We start from the raw sequence: 16,827 nt of genomic DNA, 5'->3' as shown, positions 1-16,827 counted from the left end.
AATGAGCAACGCCTTCGCCCCCAACGCTTTCAACGACTTCGAGGACGACGAGTTCGACCTCGACATGGGCTACGTCGCCCAGGGGGCTTCGGGTGCGCCGGCGGTCGAGCCGGAAGCCGGCGCCTTCCCCGCCGAGCCGATGATCATGGACGATGAGGCCGGGCGCCGCCCGCCGCTGCAGTTCACGCCGCCCGCCGTCCAGTCGCCCCAGCCCCAGGCGCCGCGTCCGCCCCTGCCGGAACCGGTCCTGACCGGCGGCGACTTCAACCCCGTCGGCGAACTGGTCGCCGGGGCCCAGGCCGCCTTCTCGCCTCCGGTCAGCGCCGGCCACACCGCCGAGGTTTCGGTCCCGCGCATCGCCATCCACGTCTTCGCCGAGCGGCAGGACACCCTGGCCGCCGCCGAACGCGCCGGCCAGGACCGCCGCCTGTCGCGCGCCACGACCCAGATCCGGGTTGGAGGCGTCGCCGCCGCCGTCGAGGCCTATCAGCATGAGCCGACCCCGCCGCTGATCGTGGTCGAGTGCCTGAAGGACCCGCAGACCCTGCTGTGGGAAGTCGACCAGCTGGCCGAGGTCTGCGACGCCGGCACCAAGGTCATCGTCGTCGGCGCCACCAACGACATCCTGCTGTTCCGCGAGCTGATGCGCCGCGGCGTCAGCGAGTATCTGGTCGCCCCGCTGCAACCGCTACAGCTGATCGCGGCCATCGGCGGTCTGTTCGCCGATCCGGCCCAGCCCTTCGTCGGCCGTTCGATCGCCTTCGTCGGCGCGCGCGGCGGAGCGGGCTCCAGCTCGGTGGCCCACAACACCGCCTACGCCATGTCCGAGCGGATCGGCGCCAATACGGTCATCGTCGATTACGACCTGCCCTTCGGCACCGCCGGCCTGGACTTCAACCAGGACCCGCTGAACGGCGTCGCCGACGCCCTGACCCAACCCGACCGGCTGGACCCCGTCCTGCTAGACCGGATGATGGTCCGCTGCACCGACAAGCTGAGCCTGTTCGCAGCGCCCGCCACCCTCGACGCCGACTGGGACATCAGCCCGGACGCCTTCGAGGAGGTCACCACCCAGATCCGTTCGACCGCGCCCTTCGTGGTGCTGGACCTGCCGCACGTCTGGTCGTCGTGGATGCGCCGCACCCTGATCAGCGCCGATGAGGTGGTGGTCGTGGCGACGCCGGACCTGGCCTCGCTGCGCAACGCCAAGAACATGATCGACCTGATCAAGCAGGGCCGTCCCAACGACGCGCCGCCGCGTCTGGTCCTCAACCAGGTCGGCGTTCCGGGCCGCCCCGAGATTCCAGCCAAGGAATTCGGCAACGCCCTGGGTATCCACCCCAGCCTGATCATTCCCTTCGACGCCAAGACCTTCGGCGCGGCGGCCAACAACGGCCAGATGATCCTCGACGCCGGGGCCAAGTCCAAGGCCGCCGAGGCCTTCCAGACCCTGGCCCAGATCGTGTCGCGCCGGGAAATCCCGCTGCTGACCGGCCCCAAGGCGGCCAAGGGCGCGGGCGGCAAGTCGATGTTCTCCGGCCTGTTCAAGAAGAAGTCCTAGAGCGTGTTCGGCAAGCGTACAGGTCAGCCCGGAACGCCCGCCCCGGCGGCGATGCGTCCGGCCGCCGGGGTGCAGCCCGCGCCTGTGCAAGCCTCGCCCGAACCCGGTTTCCAACCCCAGCAGGGCGTCCAGACCCAGGCCTTCGCCTTCGGCGGCCCGGACGCCGGCGTGGATGTCATGGAGGCGCCGCGTCCGGCGCCCGCGGTCCGGCCTCCGTCGGAAGCCGCCGACCGCCTCGACGCCCTGGCCTCGCGGCCCAAGCCCGCGGCGCCCGCGCCCAAGGCGGCAGGGCCCGGCCCCAAGGCCACGCCCGGCTTCGAACAGCTGAAGAAGGCCCAGCAGGTCGCCGAGATCGTCCGCGAGCAGTCGGACTATTATCACGCCACGAAGACGACGATCTTCAACGCGCTGATGAACACGATCGACCTGGCCCAGCTGGCCCAGCTTGATCCCAAGGCCGCCGCCGAGGAAATCCGCGACATCGTCGCCGAACTGGTGGCGATCAAGAACGTCTCCATGTCGGTGGCCGAGCAGGAGCACCTGGTCCAGGACATCGTCAACGACGTCCTCGGATACGGCCCGCTTGAGCCGCTGCTGGCCCGCGACGACATCGCCGATATTATGGTCAACGGCGCCGGCCGGGTGTTCATCGAGGTCAGCGGCAAGGTCCAGCTGACCAACGTGCGCTTCCGCGACAACGCCCAGCTGATGAACATCTGCCAGCGGATCGTGTCGCAGGTCGGCCGCCGGGTCGATGAAAGCTCCCCGATCTGCGACGCCCGCCTGCCGGACGGCTCGCGCGTCAACGTCATCGCCCCGCCGCTGGCCATCGATGGCCCGACGCTGACGATCCGGAAGTTCAAGAAAGACAAGCTGACGATGAAGAACCTGGTGGAGTTCGCCTCCATCAGTCCCGAGGGCGCGCGCGTTCTCGGGGTCATCGGCGCCTCGCGATGCAATCTGGTCATCTCGGGCGGTACGGGTTCCGGCAAGACCACCCTGCTGAACACCCTGACGGCCTTCATCGACCCGACCGAGCGCGTCATCACCTGCGAGGATGCGGCCGAGCTGCAGCTGCAGCAGCCGCACGTGGTGCGCCTGGAAACCCGCCCGCCCAACCTCGAGGGGCAGGGCATGATCACCATGCGGGATCTGGTGAAGAACTGCCTGCGGATGCGTCCCGAGCGGATCATCGTCGGTGAGGTTCGCGGCCCGGAAGCGTTCGACCTGCTGCAGGCCATGAACACCGGCCACGACGGCTCCATGGGCACGCTGCACGCCAACAGCCCGCGTGAAGCCATCAGCCGTATGGAATCGATGATCACCATGGGCGGCTATGGCCTGCCGTCCAAGACCATCCGCGAGATGATCGTCGGCTCGGTCGACGTCATCGTCCAGGCCGCCCGCCTGCGCGACGGCTCGCGCCGCATCACCCACATCACCGAGGTCGTCGGCCTGGAAGGCGATGTGATCGTGACCCAGGACCTGTTCGTCTACGAAATCACCGGCGAGGACGAGAACGGCAAGATCGTCGGCCGTCACCGCTCGACCGGCATCGCCCGGCCTCGTTTCTGGGACCGCGCCCGCTACTACGGCCTGGAGCGCGAGCTGGCCGAAGCCCTCGACGCGGCGGAATAGGCTGATGCTTCCGATCCTCGCCGCCGTTCTGGCCTTCATCACCATCGGCGGACTGGGCTGGGCCTTCGTCGGCGGCGGCGATTCCAGCGACGCCGCGGTCAAGCGCGCCCAGAACTTCGGGGCTCCGAAACAGAGCGTCAGCGCCGCCAAGAAGGCCGCCGCCAACACGCCGGAAGCTCGCCGCAAGCAGATCCTGCAGCAGCTTCAGGAGTCCGAGCGGGCCGAACGTAAGGCGCGGGTCAGTCTGGCCGCCAAGCTGAAGCAGGCGGGCCTGTCGACCTCGGTGCGGACCTTCTGGATCACCAGCGCGGTGCTGGGCGTGTTCGCCTTCCTGCTGCCGCTGCTGTTCGGCCTGAACCTGCTGATCTGCCTGGGCGCCGCCGTCGTCATCGGTCTGGGCCTGCCACGCTGGGTGGTCGGCTTCCTGGGCAAGCGGCGGATGAAGAAATTCTCCAGCCATTTCGCCGACGCCGTCGATGTCATCGTGCGCGGCATCAAGTCGGGCCTGCCGGTGCACGACTGCTTCAAGATCATCGCCCGCGAGAGTCCCGCGCCGCTGGGACCGGAGTTCCAGAAGCTGGTCGAGGGCATGGGCGTCGGCCTGACCCTGCCCCAGGCGCTGGACAAGATGTACGAGCGGATGCCGACGCCGGAGCTGAAATTCTTCGCCATCGTCATCGCCATCCAGCAGAAGACGGGCGGCAACCTGGCCGAGGCCCTGTCGAACCTGACGACCGTGCTCCGGGCGCGCAAGATGATGGGCGAGAAGATCAAGGCGCTGTCGTCGGAGGCTACCGCCTCGGCCGGCATCATCGGCTCGCTGCCGCCGGCGGTGATGGTGCTCGTCAGCCTGACCACCCCGGCCTACATGGCCAAACTCTTCACCGACCCCAGAGGGCAGTTCATGCTTCTGGTGGCGGTCCTCATGATGAGCTTCGGCATCTTCGTGATGAAGAAGATGATCTCGTTCAAGTTCTGAGGACCAGACATGCCGGGCCTCATCCCCTTCTTCACCGAACCCGCCAACATCCTCAGCATTCTGGTTGGGGTGCTGGTCTTCGCCACCATCGTCACCCTGGTGAGCTCGTTCGGCGGCGGAGCGAAGCTCGACACGCGCATGAAGGCCGTCGCGGTTCGCCGCGAGGAGCTGAAGCGCCGCTCGCGCCAGGCCATCGCCACCGGCCCGGGCGGCCTGCGCCACAGCGATGAGGGGTTCAAGAAGCGCGTCGTCGAACGGCTGAACCTGACCCAACTGCTGGAGGACCCCAAGGTCGCCGACAAGATGGCCCAGGCCGGCTATCGCGGGCCCAAGCCGCTGACGACCTTCTACTTCTTCCGCTTCTCGATGCCGTTCATCTTCCTGGCGGTGTCGGTCTTCTACCTGTTCGTCTTCAACGATTTCGGCCTGCCGGTGATGATGCGGGTGACCATCTGCATGGTCTCCGCGGTGGTCGGCTTCTATGGGCCGAACATCTTCCTGGCCAACCGCATCTCCAAGCGGAAGACCTCGATCATGCAGGCCTTCCCCGACGCCCTGGACCTGCTGCTGATCTGCGTCGAGGCGGGCATGTCGATCGAGTCGGCGATCCAGAAGGTCAGCCAGGAGATCGGCGGCTCGTCCATCGACCTGGCCGAGGAACTGACCCTGCTGTCGGCCGAGCTCAGCTATCTGCCCGACCGCCGCATGGCCTACGAAGGCCTGGCCAAGCGGACCAACCATCCGGGCGTGAAGTCGGTCGCCACCGCCATGACCCAGGCCGAGACCTACGGCACGCCGCTGGGCGCGGCGCTGCGCACCATGGCCAAGGAAAACCGGGAGATGCGCCTGTCGGCGGCCGAGAAGAAGGCCGCGGCCCTTCCGGCCAAGCTGACCGTGCCGATGATCCTGTTCTTCCTGCCGGTGCTGTTCATCGTCATCCTGACGCCGGCGATCATCAGCATCCAGGACACGATGGCCAAGGGCGGTTGACCAGGGTCAACCGCGAGGGGCCAAGGGCGGTTGTCCAGGGCCAACCGCGAGGCGGCTGACGCCTAGCTCTCGGCCGCGGTCTTCCAGGCTTCCGCCACGGCGTCGACCGAATGGCGAAGGTGCTTGCGCTGCTTGTCGAAGAACATCTCGCCGCGCAGGCCCGTGAACAGGAAGCCGTTGGCGGCGATGCAACTGCCGGGCTCCAGCTCCTCGATCTCGAAATAGCGCATCGACCGGAACCACAGGCCCCGGTTCTCCATCCAGACCAGTTGGGCGTAGGGCTGCCATTCGCCGACGCGGCCGACGACCCGGCGCTCGGGCAGGCCCTCGATGGCTTCGTTCAGGGTGATCTCGCCGCCGAAGGCGATGGTTCCCTCGACCCCGGTCTCGATCGGGTTCCACTGATCCCAGCCGGACAGGTTCGAGACGACCTCCCAGATCTTGTCCGTGGAGGCGCGAATGCCGATGCGTTTTTCGATCTTGGCGATATCCATGCGCCCCGTCTGGCACGGCTTTCAGGACGGGAAAAGGGCGCCGGTGATCAGCGGTTGCCTTCCGGCCCCGGTTGCGAGGCGGGCGGGGTTTCCGGCGAGGGCGTCTCGTCCCGGTCAGGCAGGTCCGCCGGGCCGGCGCGCAGGCGGGGGCTCATGAAACAGAGCGCCGTCGCGGCGGCCAGCAGCAGGGCGTTGGCGATGAAGGGGGCGGGCTCGGCGAACTCATAGAGGGCCACCCCGATCACCGGCGGCGCCAGGAAGCTGAGGCCCGCCAGCGACATCATCAGCCCGGCCACCGTCCCCTGTTCGGATGCGCCGACCGACAGGGACGATCCGGCGGTGAAGCCGGGCCGGGCGAAGCCGACCCCCATCGACACCACGGCGTAGCCCATGACCACGCCATAGTAGCCGGGCGAGGCGATGCTCAGCACATTGCCCGCCAGCGCCAGCCCGGCGCCCCAGCGCATCAGGTCGCGCGGCTGCAGCTTCAGCAGCGGGATCAGGCCCCACTGCGCCAGCAGGGTCGCGGCCGCGCCGGCGAACATGGCCAGGGCGATGAAGGGGTGGGTGTCATGCGCCGTCGTGCCTGTGGCGGCCAGCTCATCGATGATGTGGAAGCCCAGCACGGAAATGTTCACCGCCTGCGCCCCGGTCACCAGCAGGCCGTACAGCAGGTAGTCGCGGACTCGCGGGTCCTTCCACAGGCCCTTGCCGGTCTGGTCGCGGCGGCCGCTGGGCGAGGGGATGCGCGCCACCTCGCCGCTCGGCAGCCTGCGCCAGACCACCACCAGTGCGACTGCGCCCATGGCGGCGAAGGCGTACATCGGGCCCGCCAGTCCGATCAGGGGCAGGACGAAGAGCGGCGCCAGGGTCGGGCCTACCACGGTGCCCAGTCCCTGGGCGGAGGCCAGCATCGACATCGCCTGGGTGCGCTGTTCGGCGGTGGTCCGGTCGGCGACATAGGCCTGGGCCGCGATCGGGGCGGCGGAGCCGAAGACGCCGTAGATGGTGCGGGCCAGGGCCATCAGCACGAAGGCGCCGCCGAACCCAAGCCAGCCCTTCAGGCCGGAAGTGGTCGCCAGGCCGAAGCCGGTCATCGACAGGACGAAGCCCGACAGGCCGATCATCATGACCTTCTTGCGCCCCAGGGTGTCCGACAGCCGGGCCCAGTAGGGCGAGGCCAGGGTCCACATCAGGGCCGAAATGGCGAAGGCGGCCGAGACCAGGGTGTCGCGCAATTCGAACGCCCGGCCGATGTTCGGCAGCACCGACTGCAGGGCCATATTGCCCGCCGCCGCGATCAGGCTGACCGAGAACAGGATTCCGAAGGCGGGGGAGCGAAGGTTCACCGCCGGAGCCTAGACCGTGCTGCAGGCCCCGTCACCCGCCCGCCGACCTTGTCCGTTTCCCGCCAGACCCTGCGCCTTCCGGGACGCAGGATCGCGCGACAAGGACAGGAGACGCCCATGGCCTCGATCCGCATCGAACGTATCGTCCATGCGCCCGCCGAACAGGTCTGGGACGCGATCCGCGACGTGGGCGCCCTTCATACCCGGCTGGTTCCCGGCTTCGTGGTCGACACGGTGCTGGACGGCGACGCCCGCCTGGTCACCTTCGGCAACGGCATGACGGCGCGCGAGGTCATCGTTGACCTGGACGATGCGCGCCGCCGCTTCGCCTACAGCGTCCGCGCCGAGACCCTGAGCCACCACAGCGCCACCAACGAGGTCTTCGACGAGGGCGAGGGGCGCTGCCGCTTCGTCTGGGTCGCCGACCTCCTGCCTGACGCGGCGGCCCCCGTCGTCGAGCAGATGATGGACCGCGGCGCCGATGTCCTGAAGACCACGCTGGAGGCGGCGAACGCCTGACGCTTGCACAAGGGCGGCGCGTCCGCGACGGTGGCGGCTTCGGATTTCCCGGGGGACGCCTGCATGACCATTCGCCGCCTTGTCTTCGGTTCGGCCCTGGCGCTGGCGCTCTCCGCCGGAGCCGCCCTGGCTCAGGTCCCGCTCGCCCGGGTCGAGGCCGCCGTCGCCGCCGAGACGCCCAAGGTCGTCGCCTGGCGCCGCGACCTGCACGCCAATCCCGAGTTGGGCTTCTCCGAGACCCGCACCGCGGCCCTGGTCGCCGAGCATCTGCGCGCCCTGGGCCTGGAGGTCCGGACCGGCGTCGGGCGCACCGGCGTGGTCGGCGTCCTGCGCGGCGGCCGGCCAGGCCGCACCGTGGCCTTGCGGGCTGACATGGACGCCCTGCCGGTACTGGAGGCGACCGGTCTGCCGTTCGCCTCGACCGCCACCGGAACCTACATGGGCAATACGGTGCCGGTGGCGCACGCCTGCGGCCACGACGCCCACATCGCCATGCTGATGGGCGCCGCCGAGGTGCTGGCGGGCATGAAGGCCGACATCGCCGGGACCGTCGTCTTCATCTTCCAGCCCGCCGAAGAGGGCGCCCCGCCGGGAGAGCCCAAGGGCGGCGCCGCCCTGATGATCGAGGAGGGCGCCCTGCGAGATCCGCGTCCCGACGCCATCTTCGGCCTGCACGTGGTGCCGGGCCGGGCGGGGACGGTCTTCTATCGCCCGCGCGGCTTCATGGCCGCCTCGGACCGCGTCGACATCGTCCTGCACGGGCGTCAGACCCACGGCGCCTGGCCGTGGAAGGGCGTCGACGTCATCGCGGCCTCCGCCGACATCGTCCAGACAATCAACAGCCTGACCGCCCGCACCATCGACCCGACCACGACACCCACGGTCTTCACAATCGCCACCCTCGACGCGGGCGTGCGCTACAACATCATCCCGGACACCGCGACGCTGTCCGGCACTCTGCGCACCTTCGACATCGCCCAGCGCGACGACATTGTCCGCCGCGCCCGCACCGCGATCGGAAACGTGGCCGAAAACTACGGCGCGACCGCCGAGTTCAATGTCCGCCAGAACGCGGCCCTGGTGTTCAACAATGAGGAGCTGTCGGCCTGGCTGGCGCCGGTCCTGACCGAGGCGGCGGGAGAGGGGAACGTCAACCCGGCCACTCCGCCGACGACCGTGGCCGAGGACTTCTCCTACCTGTCGCAGGAGGTGCCGGGCGTCTTCTACCACCTGGGCGCCACGCCCGACGGCGTCGATCCGGCCACGGCGGCTCCGAACCATTCGCCCGGCTTCGACGTCAACGAGAAGGTGTTGCCGCTGGGGGTGAAAACCCATGTATTGAGCGCCCTCCGGTTCCTCGAACGGCCCTGAACCCATGATCACGCGACTGCATTCCGACGACCGCATGAGCCAGGCGGTCATTCACGGCGACACCATCTGGCTGGCCGGTCAGGTCGGCGAGCCCGGCGAGGACGTGGTCGCCCAGACCCGCACCGCCCTGGCCGAGATCGACAGCCTTCTGGCCGAGGCGGGCAGCAGCAAGTCGAAGATCGTCTCCGCCACCATCTGGCTGGCCGACATCAACGACTTCGAGGCGATGAACAGCGTCTGGGACAATTGGATCGATCCCGCCAATCCGCCGGCCCGGGCCACGGGCGAGTCCCGGCTCGCCGCCCCGGAATACCGGGTGGAGATCATCGTCGTGGCGGCGCGCTGACGCGCGTCAGCTGCGCGTGAAATAGGTCAGGATCACCCGTTCATAAGCGACGGCGAGGGCTTCCAGCTCCGCCGTCGGCACGCGCTCGTCGATCTGGTGCATGGTCTGGCCGACCAGGCCCAGCTCCAGCACCGGGCACATGGCGCGGATGAAGCGCGCGTCCGAGGTGCCGCCGGTGGTCGAGGCGACCGGGCGGCGGCCCGTGGCCGCCTCCACCGCGTCCTGCACCGCCGTCACGAACGGGCCGGGCTCGGTCAGGAAGGCGTTGCCCGAGCACAGGTGCTCCAGGCTGATCTGCAGCCCGCTCTCGGCCTGCGCTTCGCCCGCCGCCGCGTTCAGCCAGGCGATCAGGTCGTCGCCGGTGTGGGTCGGGTTGAAGCGGATGTTCAGCCGCGCCTTCGCCTCCGCCGGGATGATGTTGGTCGCCGGATTGCCGATGTCGATGGTGGTGATCTCCAGGTTCGATGGCGGGAACTCCGGGTAGCCTTCGTCCAGCACGTGGGCGTCCAGCCGCGCCAGCAGCCTGGCCATCACGGGGGCCGGATTGGCCGCCCGCTCGGGATAGGCCACGTGCCCCTGCTTGCCGTGCACCGTGATCCAGGTGTTCAGCGAGCCGCGCCGCCCGACCTTGATCATGTCGCCCAGCGCCTGGGACGACGACGGCTCGCCGACCACGCAGGCGTCTATCACCTCGCCCTCGGCCATCAGCGCCTCGACCACCTTCTTGGTGCCGTGCAGGGCGGGGCCTTCCTCGTCGCCGGTGATCAGGAAGCTGAGCGAGCCGGGCACGTCGCCCTCCGCCAGCACCTTGGACACCGCCGCGACCCAGGCGGCGATGCCGCCCTTCATGTCCACCGCGCCGCGGCCGTACAGCACCCCGTCCTTTACCTCGGCCGCGAACGGGCCCGAGGTCCAGGCTTCGGTCGCCCCGGTCGGCACCACGTCGGTGTGGCCCGCGAAGCAGAGGTTGGGCGAGGCCGCGCCCCGGCGCGCGTAGAGGTTTTCAATGTCCTCGAATTTCATCCGGCGGCAGGTGAAGCCGAGCCCGGCCAGGGCCCGCTCCAGCACATCCATCGCCCCTTCGTCCGCCGGGGTGACCGACGGAATCCGGATCAGGTCGCGGGTCAGTTCGACAGGATCGATAACGGGATGTGATGCGGCGCTCATGGACCTGTGCTTTACGGGGTTCGGACGATTGCGAGAAGGCTCTCCCCATGCCGAAGATCGACATCGACAACGCGCCCACCGGCCACGGCACCGGCTATCCCGAGGGATTCGCGGGACCCTGCAAGCCGCGCCGCCGCTGGAAGCTGGGCGACGCCGTCGGCCTGACGCAGTTCGGCGTCAACCTGTTGCGGCTTCCGGCCGGCGCCTGGTCCAGCCAACGACACTGGCATGAGGGCGAGGACGAATTCGTCTGGGTCGTCTCGGGCGAGGTGGTCCTGATCGAGGACGAGGGCGAGACGATCCTGCGTCCCGGCGACTGCGCAGGGTTTAAGGCGGGTGTCCCGAACGGCCACAAGATCGAGAACCGCTCCGGCGAGGAGGCGGTCCTGCTGGAAGTGGGAACCCGCACGCCGGGCGGGGATTGCGGCGACTATCCCGACATCGACATGGTCTTCAACCAGGCCGGCTATTTCCATCGCGACGGAACCCCCTATCCGAAAGTTGATCGCCGCACGTGACCGTTGAAAGCCTCGACGCCGGCTCGCCCACGCCGCCGGCTCCGCCTCCGCCGCCTGAAGGGCCCGCCAGTCCGTGGGGCATCCGCGACTTCCGCCTGCTGTGGTTCGGCCGCGTTGTCGCCGTGCTGGCGATCCAGATCCAGTCGTCGGCCCTGCTGTGGCAGGTCTATGAGATCGCCCGGCGCGACCATCCGGTGGCCGAGGCCAGCCTCTATCTGGGTCTCGTCGGCCTGTGCCAGTTCCTGCCGCTGCTGGCCTTCACCCTGCCCGCCGGGGCCATGGCCGACCGGCGCGATCGCAAGAAGACGGTCTGGATCTCCATCCTGGTCGAGGCTTCCTGCGCGGCCTCCTTCCTGGCCATGGCGCTTCACGGCTCGCCGCCGCTGTGGGGCCTGCTGGCGGTCGCCGCCGTCTTCGGCGCCGCGCGCGCCTTCCTGGCGCCGGCCAGCCAGGCCTTCCTGCCCATGGTCGTCGGGCGCAAGGCCCTGCCGCCCGCCATCGCGGCCCAGTCCATCGCCTTCCAGACCGGCGCTATCGCCGGCCCGGCGCTGGGCGGAGTGATCGTCGGGGTCAATGTGCCGCTGGCCTATGCGGTGTCGCTGGGCATGTTCCTGCTGGCCGTCGCGGCCTTCATCCTGATCAAGACCGGCGGCAAGCCCGCGCCGGTCGAGGGCAAGCTGTCGCCGCTGGAATCGGTGAAGGAAGGGCTGGCCTATGTCTGGCAGACCAAGATCGTGCTGGGCGCCATCTCGCTGGATCTCGTTGTCGTCCTGCTGGCTGGCGTGGCCCTGCTGACGCCGATCTTCGCGCGCGACATCCTGCATGTCGGGCCGGAAGGCTTCGGCCTGCTGCGCGCCTCGTTCGGCGTCGGCGCCATGGCGGTGGCCATCTATCTGAGCCGCTATCCGATCGTGAAGCACGGTGGCCGCTGGATGTTCGCGGCGGTGGCGGTGTTCGGTCTGTGCACCCTGACCTTCGGGCTGTCGAAGATCGTCTGGCTGTCGGGCCTGGCCCTCTTCATCGGCGGCGGGGCGGACATGATCAGCGTCAACATCCGCCAGACCCTGATCCAGCTGGCCACGCCCGACCACATGCGCGGCCGGGTCAGCTCGGTGTCCATGCTGTTCATCGGCGCGTCGAACGAACTGGGCGAGGCCTACTCCGGCCTCATGGTCCGCATCCTCGGCGCGGTCGGCGCGGCCTGTTTCGGCGGTGTCGGCGCGCTGGTCGCCACGGGCGCCTGGGCGGCGATGTTCCCGGGGCTCAGGAAGGCCGACAAGCTGAGTTGATGTCCTCCCCGTCGCGGTTCGCGATGGGGAGGTGGCTCGGCGCGGATACGCGACGAGACGGAGGGGGCGACGCCGGCGAAAAGGGATTGGCGATGGTTTTCACAAGCCTGTGCCGCCCCCTCCGTCACGCTTCGTATTCGAAGCGCGCCACCTCCCCATTCGCAACGCGAACGGGGAGGACTAGCCCCAAGGCCTGAAGTGTTTCGACAGCTTCAGCCCCTGGCTCTGATAGTGGCTGCCGCTCTCGCCGTAGAGGCGCGAGGGGCGTTCGGTCAGGGGCTCGTAGACCAGCCGGGCGACGATCTGGCCGTGCTCCAGAAGGAAGGGGGTGTCGTGGGTGCGAACCTCCAGCACGCCCTTGGAGCCCGCGCCGTGCGCCTCGTCCGTGCCGAAGCCCGGATCGAAGAAGCCGGCGTAGTGGACGCGGAATTCGCCCACCGACGGATCGATAGGGGTCATCTCGGCGGCCTGGTCGACCGGAATCTCGACGTCGTCCGACGAGGCCAGGATGTAGAACTCGCCCGGATCCAACAGCAGTTCGCCGCGACGCAGGGTGAGCGGCTCCCAGAAATCCTTCGGGTCGTGGCCGTCGATGTGGTCCAGATCGACCACCCCGGCATGACGGCGGCCGCGGAAGCCGACGATGCCGTTTTCGCCGCCCGACAGTTCAACGCCGACCGAGCGTGTCTCCAGCTTGGGCGGTTCGCCCGCCTTGAGGCGCAGTTGGTTCAGGCGGGTGCCCGGGCGCACCAGGATGGAGAAGGTCTGGGGCGCGATCTCAAGATACAGCGGCCCTTCATAGCCTTCGTCCACGTCGTCGAAGCTGCCGCCGCGGTCGGTCAGCAGGCGCACGAAGACATCGACGCGGCCGGTCGAACTCTTGGGATTGGCGCGGGCGATCAGACCCTTGGGCAGGCTCAGTCGTTCCTGCAGCTTGGCGATGTAGACGCAGCCCTTTTCCAGCACATAGCCGGCGGACAGATCGATGGTGTGCATGGCCACGTCGGCGATGCGGTCCTCGACGTTGCGCCGACCGGGCAGGAAGGAGGCGCGCACACGCCAGGCCACGGAGGACAGGCGCAGGTCCAGGCTGGCCGGCTGCACCTGGTCGGCGTCGAAGGGGGTGTCCGAGGCGATCGCGCCGCCGGCGATCAGGGCTTCGATGGACTGGGCGGGCAGGATGCCCGGACGGGGAGCAATGAATGACGTCATGCCTTCCGCTTACACGAATTTGCGGCCTGTCTCTCCCGTCTCGTCGGTCGGATGAGCCACGGTTCCGCTTGACGCGCGTCTGGGTTCAGGGACCATTCGCGCATGCACGACCGCCCCGCCTACGAAGCTGAAACCGAAGGCATTGTGGTGCGTGTCCGGCCCAGTTTCCTGGCGGGCCAGTCGGACCCCGTCGCGGGCCGCTGGGTCTGGGCCTATCAGGTCGAGATCGTGAACCTGTCGCCCTCGCCGGTGCAGCTGGTGGCGCGCCGTTGGCTGATAACGGACGCGCGCGGCCACACCGAGGAGGTGCGCGGTCCCGGCGTGGTCGGCGAACAGCCCACGATCCAGCCGGGCGACAGCTATTCCTACGCCTCCGGCTGTCCGCTGGGCACGCCGTCGGGCTCCATGGTCGGCGGCTATTCCATGGTTGACGACCTGGGCCGGATGTTCGAGGCCGCCATTCCCGCCTTCAGCCTGGATGTGCCGGGCGAGCGGCGGGTGCTGAACTAGCGATGGCAGCGCTCTTGATCAGGGAATGGTGGAAGCCTCGCGCATTGATCGTTGGGTTGCTTTACAAGTTCATGCCGAAGCTGGCCTTGTGGCATCTGGAAACTGCTACCGCTCTAGCACGCAGAAAGCTGACGAAGAGCGGACCTCTGCGAATATTGATTGATAACAGTGTATTGTCCAACGGGGTAACTCACGAGACGCTTTGGGTACAAACCGCGAATGGCGGGCATATGGCCAGGGTGCCCGTTCACGGCCCCGGTTCAGAGCATAAAGAGTACGGCGACCTCGCTTACCTGACGGGTCTGACTCACCTCGCTCGACAAGGGCATATTGAACTTTGCACTTCAGCCGAACTCAAAGCGGAGCAGAGCTTTCATCGTCCTGAAGTGTTCCGGGACGTTGGTTGGTTCGACCGCAACTTGTTTTCTGGCCTTTCCATCGCGAGCGTTGATGGCAGCCATTGGCATTGGTTCGGACCGACGATTGCCGGACTTGGTGGCGCGACACCTTCAGACCCCCGTGAGGAGCAAAGGCGGAGGCTAGAGGATTCGGAAGACGCCCTGTTTCGCGCGCTAGTGACGGCTCTCGGAAGAAAGAATGATCAAGATGCATGGCATCTGAGGACCGCGGAGCGACACGGGTGCATGTGTTTCCTGACCATGGACTATAGGCTGATCAAGAATTTTGATGCCCAACGCGGGAACAAGGCAATCAGGAAGCTGGCGACACAACCAATGACGCCGACGCAACTTGGCAAAGCGCTTGGAGTTCGACCGGTTAAGCCCGAGGTGTTGAGCTTCAACGAGGCGAGTTGGTTTGTGCATTTGGGGATAAGCATGCCGGGTAACCGGCGACGGGTGCATTTACCTCCGGAGGCTTGAAACGCCTCGGAAGAGGTGAGGGGCTGCGTCAACCCGGATAACCGCAGCCCCGCCCCCTGCTCCATCGCAGCGGCGGGCGCGGCGTCGGAGCGGACGGCGGCCCCTCTAGGGGCCATTCGTGACAGCCATGTGGCTGGATAAGAAAAAGGCGGCCCGCCGGGTGGAGCGAGCCGCCTTGGTCAGGTCAATGCGACCTAGATATAGCGGCGCAGGCTGCGGGCCAGTTCGCTGGCGCCGTCCTTGCCGCCCTTGCGGACCTGCGGCTGGTAGGCGACCCGGGCGTGCTCCATGCAGTAGACGCCTTCCGAGGCGCGGCGGCCGCAGAAGCTGAACTCGGTCGAGGACGGGTCGCCGATCGGCCATTTGCACATGTGGGCGCCCAGGGTCATGACCGTGGCGGTGCCGGGCAGGTCGGGGATCGGCGCCGGGGTCGGGGCGACCGGAACTGCGGCGCGCGGCTGGGCGGCCTCGATACGGCGCGGGGCCGACGGCGCCTGGGTCGGTTGCGCGGCGGGGCGCGGACGCGACGGGCGGAAGGTGGCGCGGGCCGGTTGCGACGGCGCGGCGCGGCCCGACAGGCCCAGACGGTGCACCTTGCCGATCACGGCGTTGCGGGTCACGCCGCCGCCCAGTTGCTTGGCGATCTGACTGGCCGACTGGCCTTCCAGCCACAGCTTCTTCAGTGCGCCGACGCGGTCTTCGGTCCAGCCTGCGGTCATGATCGCCTCCGGGGATTCAACATATGGGGTCGAACCGCCCCCTCGGGGGTCCTGACCTACTCCTAATCGTAAACCACCTGTTAAAAGGCGCAATATGTGGGAATTGGTCCGTCCACAGGAACCACATCTAGTATGGTTAAGGCGGGGCGCCTTGCGCGGTCTCATGGCTGGGACCGTGCGGGGAAGTGATGAGTGGCTAGTGATTAGTGGTTCGCTGCCGCCAGTAGGGGCGTCTGACCGTTAGGCGCCGCGGCAGGCCCTCAGACATCCACTAATCACTAGCCACTCATCACTTCCCATCCGCGCTGCCCCTTGCGCAGCTGCGCTTCCCGCCGCATCTCCGGCCCCATGACCGATCTCGCCTCCACGCGCCCGCCCGGGCTCCCGCAGCCGCGCCGCTACAACGGCGTCAACTGGGAAGGGGTGAAGACCCTGTATCTCAAGGAGGTTCGTCGCTTCTGGAAGGTCGGAGCCCAGACCGTGGCCGCGCCTGTGGTCACGACTCTGCTCTACATGCTGGTCTTCGTGGTGGCGCTGAAGGGATCGCGCCCGCCGATCGACGGCACGCCCTTCGCCGAGTTCGTCGCCCCCGGCCTGATCATGATGGCGATCCTGAACAACGCCTTCGCCAACGCCTCGTCCAGCCTGATCCAGGCCAAGATCATGGGCACGGCGACCGACTTCCTGACCCCGCCGCTCAGCCCGCTGGAGCTGACCATCGGCTTCTCGCTGGGCGCCGCGACGCGCGGCATCGCCGTGGGCCTGGTGACCGCCATCTGCGTGCTGCCGTTCGCGAAGCTGGGCGTCACCAACCTCTTCGCCATCCTGTGGTTCGGCCTGACCGCTTCTCTGCTGATGGGCATGCTGGGCGTCTTCGCTGGCCTGTGGGCCGAGAAATTCGATCAGCTGGCGGCGGTCCAGAACTTCCTGATCATGCCGATGACCTTCCTGTCCGGCACCTTCTACCTGGTCGACAACCTGCCCGAGCCGTTCGCCACCATCAGCCACTGGAACCCGATCTTCTACATGATCGACGGTTTCCGCTTCGGCTTCATCGGCCACGCCGAGGGCAACCTCTGGATCGGGGTCGCGATGAGCGCGGTGCTGACCCTGATCATGTCGTACGCCTGCTGGCGCGTGTTCAAGTCGGGCTGGCGTCTGAAGAGCTGAGCCCTGGACCACTTTTGCTACAGGTCGGATCGACCTGAATCCAAAAAATGGTCCAGCATCAAACTGGTGCGAAATCTGAGCCGAGTTGGACTGCGTCCAAGTCAACCGATTTCG

The 16,827-nt window shown here is 67.9% G+C and carries 17 protein-coding genes; 12 read left to right on the top strand and 5 right to left on the bottom strand.

Annotated elements, in window-relative coordinates; translation table 11 throughout:
• The first annotated feature begins 1 nt into the window (after nt 1).
• The 4 genes from AC3WRV_RS00275 (at nt 2) to AC3WRV_RS00260 (ending at nt 5,168) form a co-directional block, all read left to right on the top strand.
• Nucleotides 2-1,561 (top strand): CpaE/TadZ family protein, encoded by a 1,560-nt coding sequence (locus AC3WRV_RS00275; protein ID WP_291833213.1) that lies wholly within the window; start codon nt 2-4, stop codon nt 1,559-1,561.
• A gap of 177 nt (nt 1,562-1,738) precedes the next feature.
• Nucleotides 1,739-3,199, top strand: a complete 1,461-nt coding sequence (locus tag AC3WRV_RS00270) for a TadA family conjugal transfer-associated ATPase (RefSeq protein ID WP_492312704.1) — start codon at nt 1,739-1,741, stop codon at nt 3,197-3,199.
• A 4-nt stretch (nt 3,200-3,203) separates the two neighbouring features.
• Nucleotides 3,204-4,178, top strand: coding sequence for a type II secretion system F family protein (locus AC3WRV_RS00265; RefSeq protein WP_492311722.1), 975 nt, complete (start codon nt 3,204-3,206; stop codon nt 4,176-4,178).
• Between the two features lie 9 nt (nt 4,179-4,187).
• Nucleotides 4,188-5,168: a type II secretion system F family protein gene (locus tag AC3WRV_RS00260; RefSeq protein WP_291838871.1), complete on the top strand. Its 981-nt coding sequence runs from the start codon at nt 4,188-4,190 to the stop codon at nt 5,166-5,168.
• 62 nt (nt 5,169-5,230) lie between these two features.
• Here AC3WRV_RS00260 and AC3WRV_RS00255 read toward each other — a convergent pair whose 3' ends face one another.
• A complete protein-coding gene (locus AC3WRV_RS00255; protein WP_291838869.1) occupies nt 5,231-5,662 on the bottom strand; it encodes an SRPBCC domain-containing protein in 432 nt (143 codons plus the stop codon).
• Between the two features lie 47 nt (nt 5,663-5,709).
• Nucleotides 5,710-7,011: an MFS transporter gene (locus AC3WRV_RS00250; protein WP_492311721.1), complete on the bottom strand. Its 1,302-nt coding sequence runs from the start codon at nt 7,009-7,011 to the stop codon at nt 5,710-5,712.
• Nucleotides 7,012-7,128: 117 nt separating this feature from the next.
• On the opposite strand from AC3WRV_RS00250, the gene AC3WRV_RS00245 reads away from it, so the two are divergent.
• From AC3WRV_RS00245 to AC3WRV_RS00235, 3 genes are all read left to right on the top strand, one after another.
• Entirely contained in the window at nt 7,129-7,530 is a 402-nt protein-coding gene (locus tag AC3WRV_RS00245; protein ID WP_492311720.1) for an SRPBCC family protein, read from the top strand.
• Nucleotides 7,531-7,593: 63 nt separating this feature from the next.
• The gene (locus AC3WRV_RS00240; protein WP_492311719.1) at nt 7,594-8,901 is read left to right on the top strand and encodes an amidohydrolase; all 1,308 of its coding nucleotides are present in this window, start codon (nt 7,594-7,596) and stop codon (nt 8,899-8,901) included.
• A 4-nt stretch (nt 8,902-8,905) separates the two neighbouring features.
• Nucleotides 8,906-9,247 (top strand): RidA family protein, encoded by a 342-nt coding sequence (locus tag AC3WRV_RS00235; RefSeq protein WP_291838856.1) that lies wholly within the window; start codon nt 8,906-8,908, stop codon nt 9,245-9,247.
• Nucleotides 9,248-9,253: 6 nt separating this feature from the next.
• Here the strand turns inward: AC3WRV_RS00235 and dapE are convergent, their stop codons facing one another.
• Nucleotides 9,254-10,414 (bottom strand): succinyl-diaminopimelate desuccinylase, encoded by a 1,161-nt coding sequence (gene dapE / locus AC3WRV_RS00230; RefSeq protein WP_492311718.1) that lies wholly within the window; start codon nt 10,412-10,414, stop codon nt 9,254-9,256.
• 47 nt (nt 10,415-10,461) lie between these two features.
• Between dapE and AC3WRV_RS00225 the strand changes: the two genes are divergently transcribed.
• Nucleotides 10,462-10,932 carry a cupin domain-containing protein gene (locus tag AC3WRV_RS00225; protein WP_492311717.1) on the top strand — a complete coding sequence of 157 codons (471 nt, stop codon included), beginning with the start codon at nt 10,462-10,464 and terminating at the stop codon, nt 10,930-10,932.
• Nucleotides 10,929-12,221, top strand: a complete 1,293-nt coding sequence (locus AC3WRV_RS00220; protein ID WP_492311716.1) for an MFS transporter — start codon at nt 10,929-10,931, stop codon at nt 12,219-12,221. Before AC3WRV_RS00225 ends, AC3WRV_RS00220 begins: the two co-directional genes overlap by 4 nt.
• Before the next feature lie 180 nt (nt 12,222-12,401).
• Here AC3WRV_RS00220 and AC3WRV_RS00215 read toward each other — a convergent pair whose 3' ends face one another.
• Nucleotides 12,402-13,433 (bottom strand): 2'-deoxycytidine 5'-triphosphate deaminase, encoded by a 1,032-nt coding sequence (locus AC3WRV_RS00215; RefSeq protein ID WP_291839810.1) that lies wholly within the window; start codon nt 13,431-13,433, stop codon nt 12,402-12,404.
• A 102-nt stretch (nt 13,434-13,535) separates the two neighbouring features.
• Here AC3WRV_RS00215 and apaG point away from each other — a divergent pair, with 102 nt between their 5' ends.
• On the top strand, nt 13,536-13,943 hold the full coding sequence (apaG, locus tag AC3WRV_RS00210; RefSeq protein ID WP_492311715.1) for a Co2+/Mg2+ efflux protein ApaG: 408 nt from the start codon (nt 13,536-13,538) through the stop codon (nt 13,941-13,943).
• A gap of 44 nt (nt 13,944-13,987) precedes the next feature.
• Nucleotides 13,988-14,824: a hypothetical protein gene (locus tag AC3WRV_RS00205; protein ID WP_492311714.1), complete on the top strand. Its 837-nt coding sequence runs from the start codon at nt 13,988-13,990 to the stop codon at nt 14,822-14,824.
• Between the two features lie 194 nt (nt 14,825-15,018).
• Here AC3WRV_RS00205 and gcrA read toward each other — a convergent pair whose 3' ends face one another.
• Nucleotides 15,019-15,543, bottom strand: coding sequence for a cell cycle sigma 70 cofactor GcrA (gene gcrA, locus AC3WRV_RS00200; RefSeq protein WP_492311713.1), 525 nt, complete (start codon nt 15,541-15,543; stop codon nt 15,019-15,021).
• Between the two features lie 348 nt (nt 15,544-15,891).
• Between gcrA and AC3WRV_RS00195 the strand changes: the two genes are divergently transcribed.
• A complete protein-coding gene (locus tag AC3WRV_RS00195) occupies nt 15,892-16,713 on the top strand; it encodes an ABC transporter permease (protein WP_291836169.1) in 822 nt (273 codons plus the stop codon).
• The last annotated feature ends 114 nt before the right edge of the window (nt 16,714-16,827 follow it).

Source organism: Brevundimonas sp. EU05-FHT14B11 (assembly GCF_058790835.1).
The sequence above is the reverse complement of the archived record's forward strand: the minus strand, read 5'-3'. Positions and strand labels throughout refer to the sequence as shown.

Bases quoted from the DNA above. Each gene is read 5' to 3' on its own strand.
- AC3WRV_RS00275 (WP_291833213.1), top strand. From the start codon at position 2: ATGAGCAACGCCTTCGCCCCCAACGCTTTCAACGACTTCGAGGACGAC.
- AC3WRV_RS00270 (WP_492312704.1), top strand. From the start codon at position 1,739: ATGGAGGCGCCGCGTCCGGCGCCCGCGGTCCGGCCTCCGTCGGAAGCC.
- AC3WRV_RS00265 (WP_492311722.1), top strand. From the start codon at position 3,204: ATGCTTCCGATCCTCGCCGCCGTTCTGGCCTTCATCACCATCGGCGGA.
- AC3WRV_RS00260 (WP_291838871.1), top strand. From the start codon at position 4,188: ATGCCGGGCCTCATCCCCTTCTTCACCGAACCCGCCAACATCCTCAGC.
- AC3WRV_RS00255 (WP_291838869.1), bottom strand. From the start codon at position 5,662: ATGGATATCGCCAAGATCGAAAAACGCATCGGCATTCGCGCCTCCACG.
- AC3WRV_RS00245 (WP_492311720.1), top strand. From the start codon at position 7,129: ATGGCCTCGATCCGCATCGAACGTATCGTCCATGCGCCCGCCGAACAG.
- AC3WRV_RS00240 (WP_492311719.1), top strand. From the start codon at position 7,594: ATGACCATTCGCCGCCTTGTCTTCGGTTCGGCCCTGGCGCTGGCGCTC.
- AC3WRV_RS00235 (WP_291838856.1), top strand. From the start codon at position 8,906: ATGATCACGCGACTGCATTCCGACGACCGCATGAGCCAGGCGGTCATT.
- dapE (WP_492311718.1), bottom strand. From the start codon at position 10,414: ATGAGCGCCGCATCACATCCCGTTATCGATCCTGTCGAACTGACCCGC.
- AC3WRV_RS00225 (WP_492311717.1), top strand. From the start codon at position 10,462: ATGCCGAAGATCGACATCGACAACGCGCCCACCGGCCACGGCACCGGC.
- AC3WRV_RS00215 (WP_291839810.1), bottom strand. From the start codon at position 13,433: ATGACGTCATTCATTGCTCCCCGTCCGGGCATCCTGCCCGCCCAGTCC.
- apaG (WP_492311715.1), top strand. From the start codon at position 13,536: ATGCACGACCGCCCCGCCTACGAAGCTGAAACCGAAGGCATTGTGGTG.
- gcrA (WP_492311713.1), bottom strand. From the start codon at position 15,543: ATGACCGCAGGCTGGACCGAAGACCGCGTCGGCGCACTGAAGAAGCTG.
- AC3WRV_RS00195 (WP_291836169.1), top strand. From the start codon at position 15,892: ATGACCGATCTCGCCTCCACGCGCCCGCCCGGGCTCCCGCAGCCGCGC.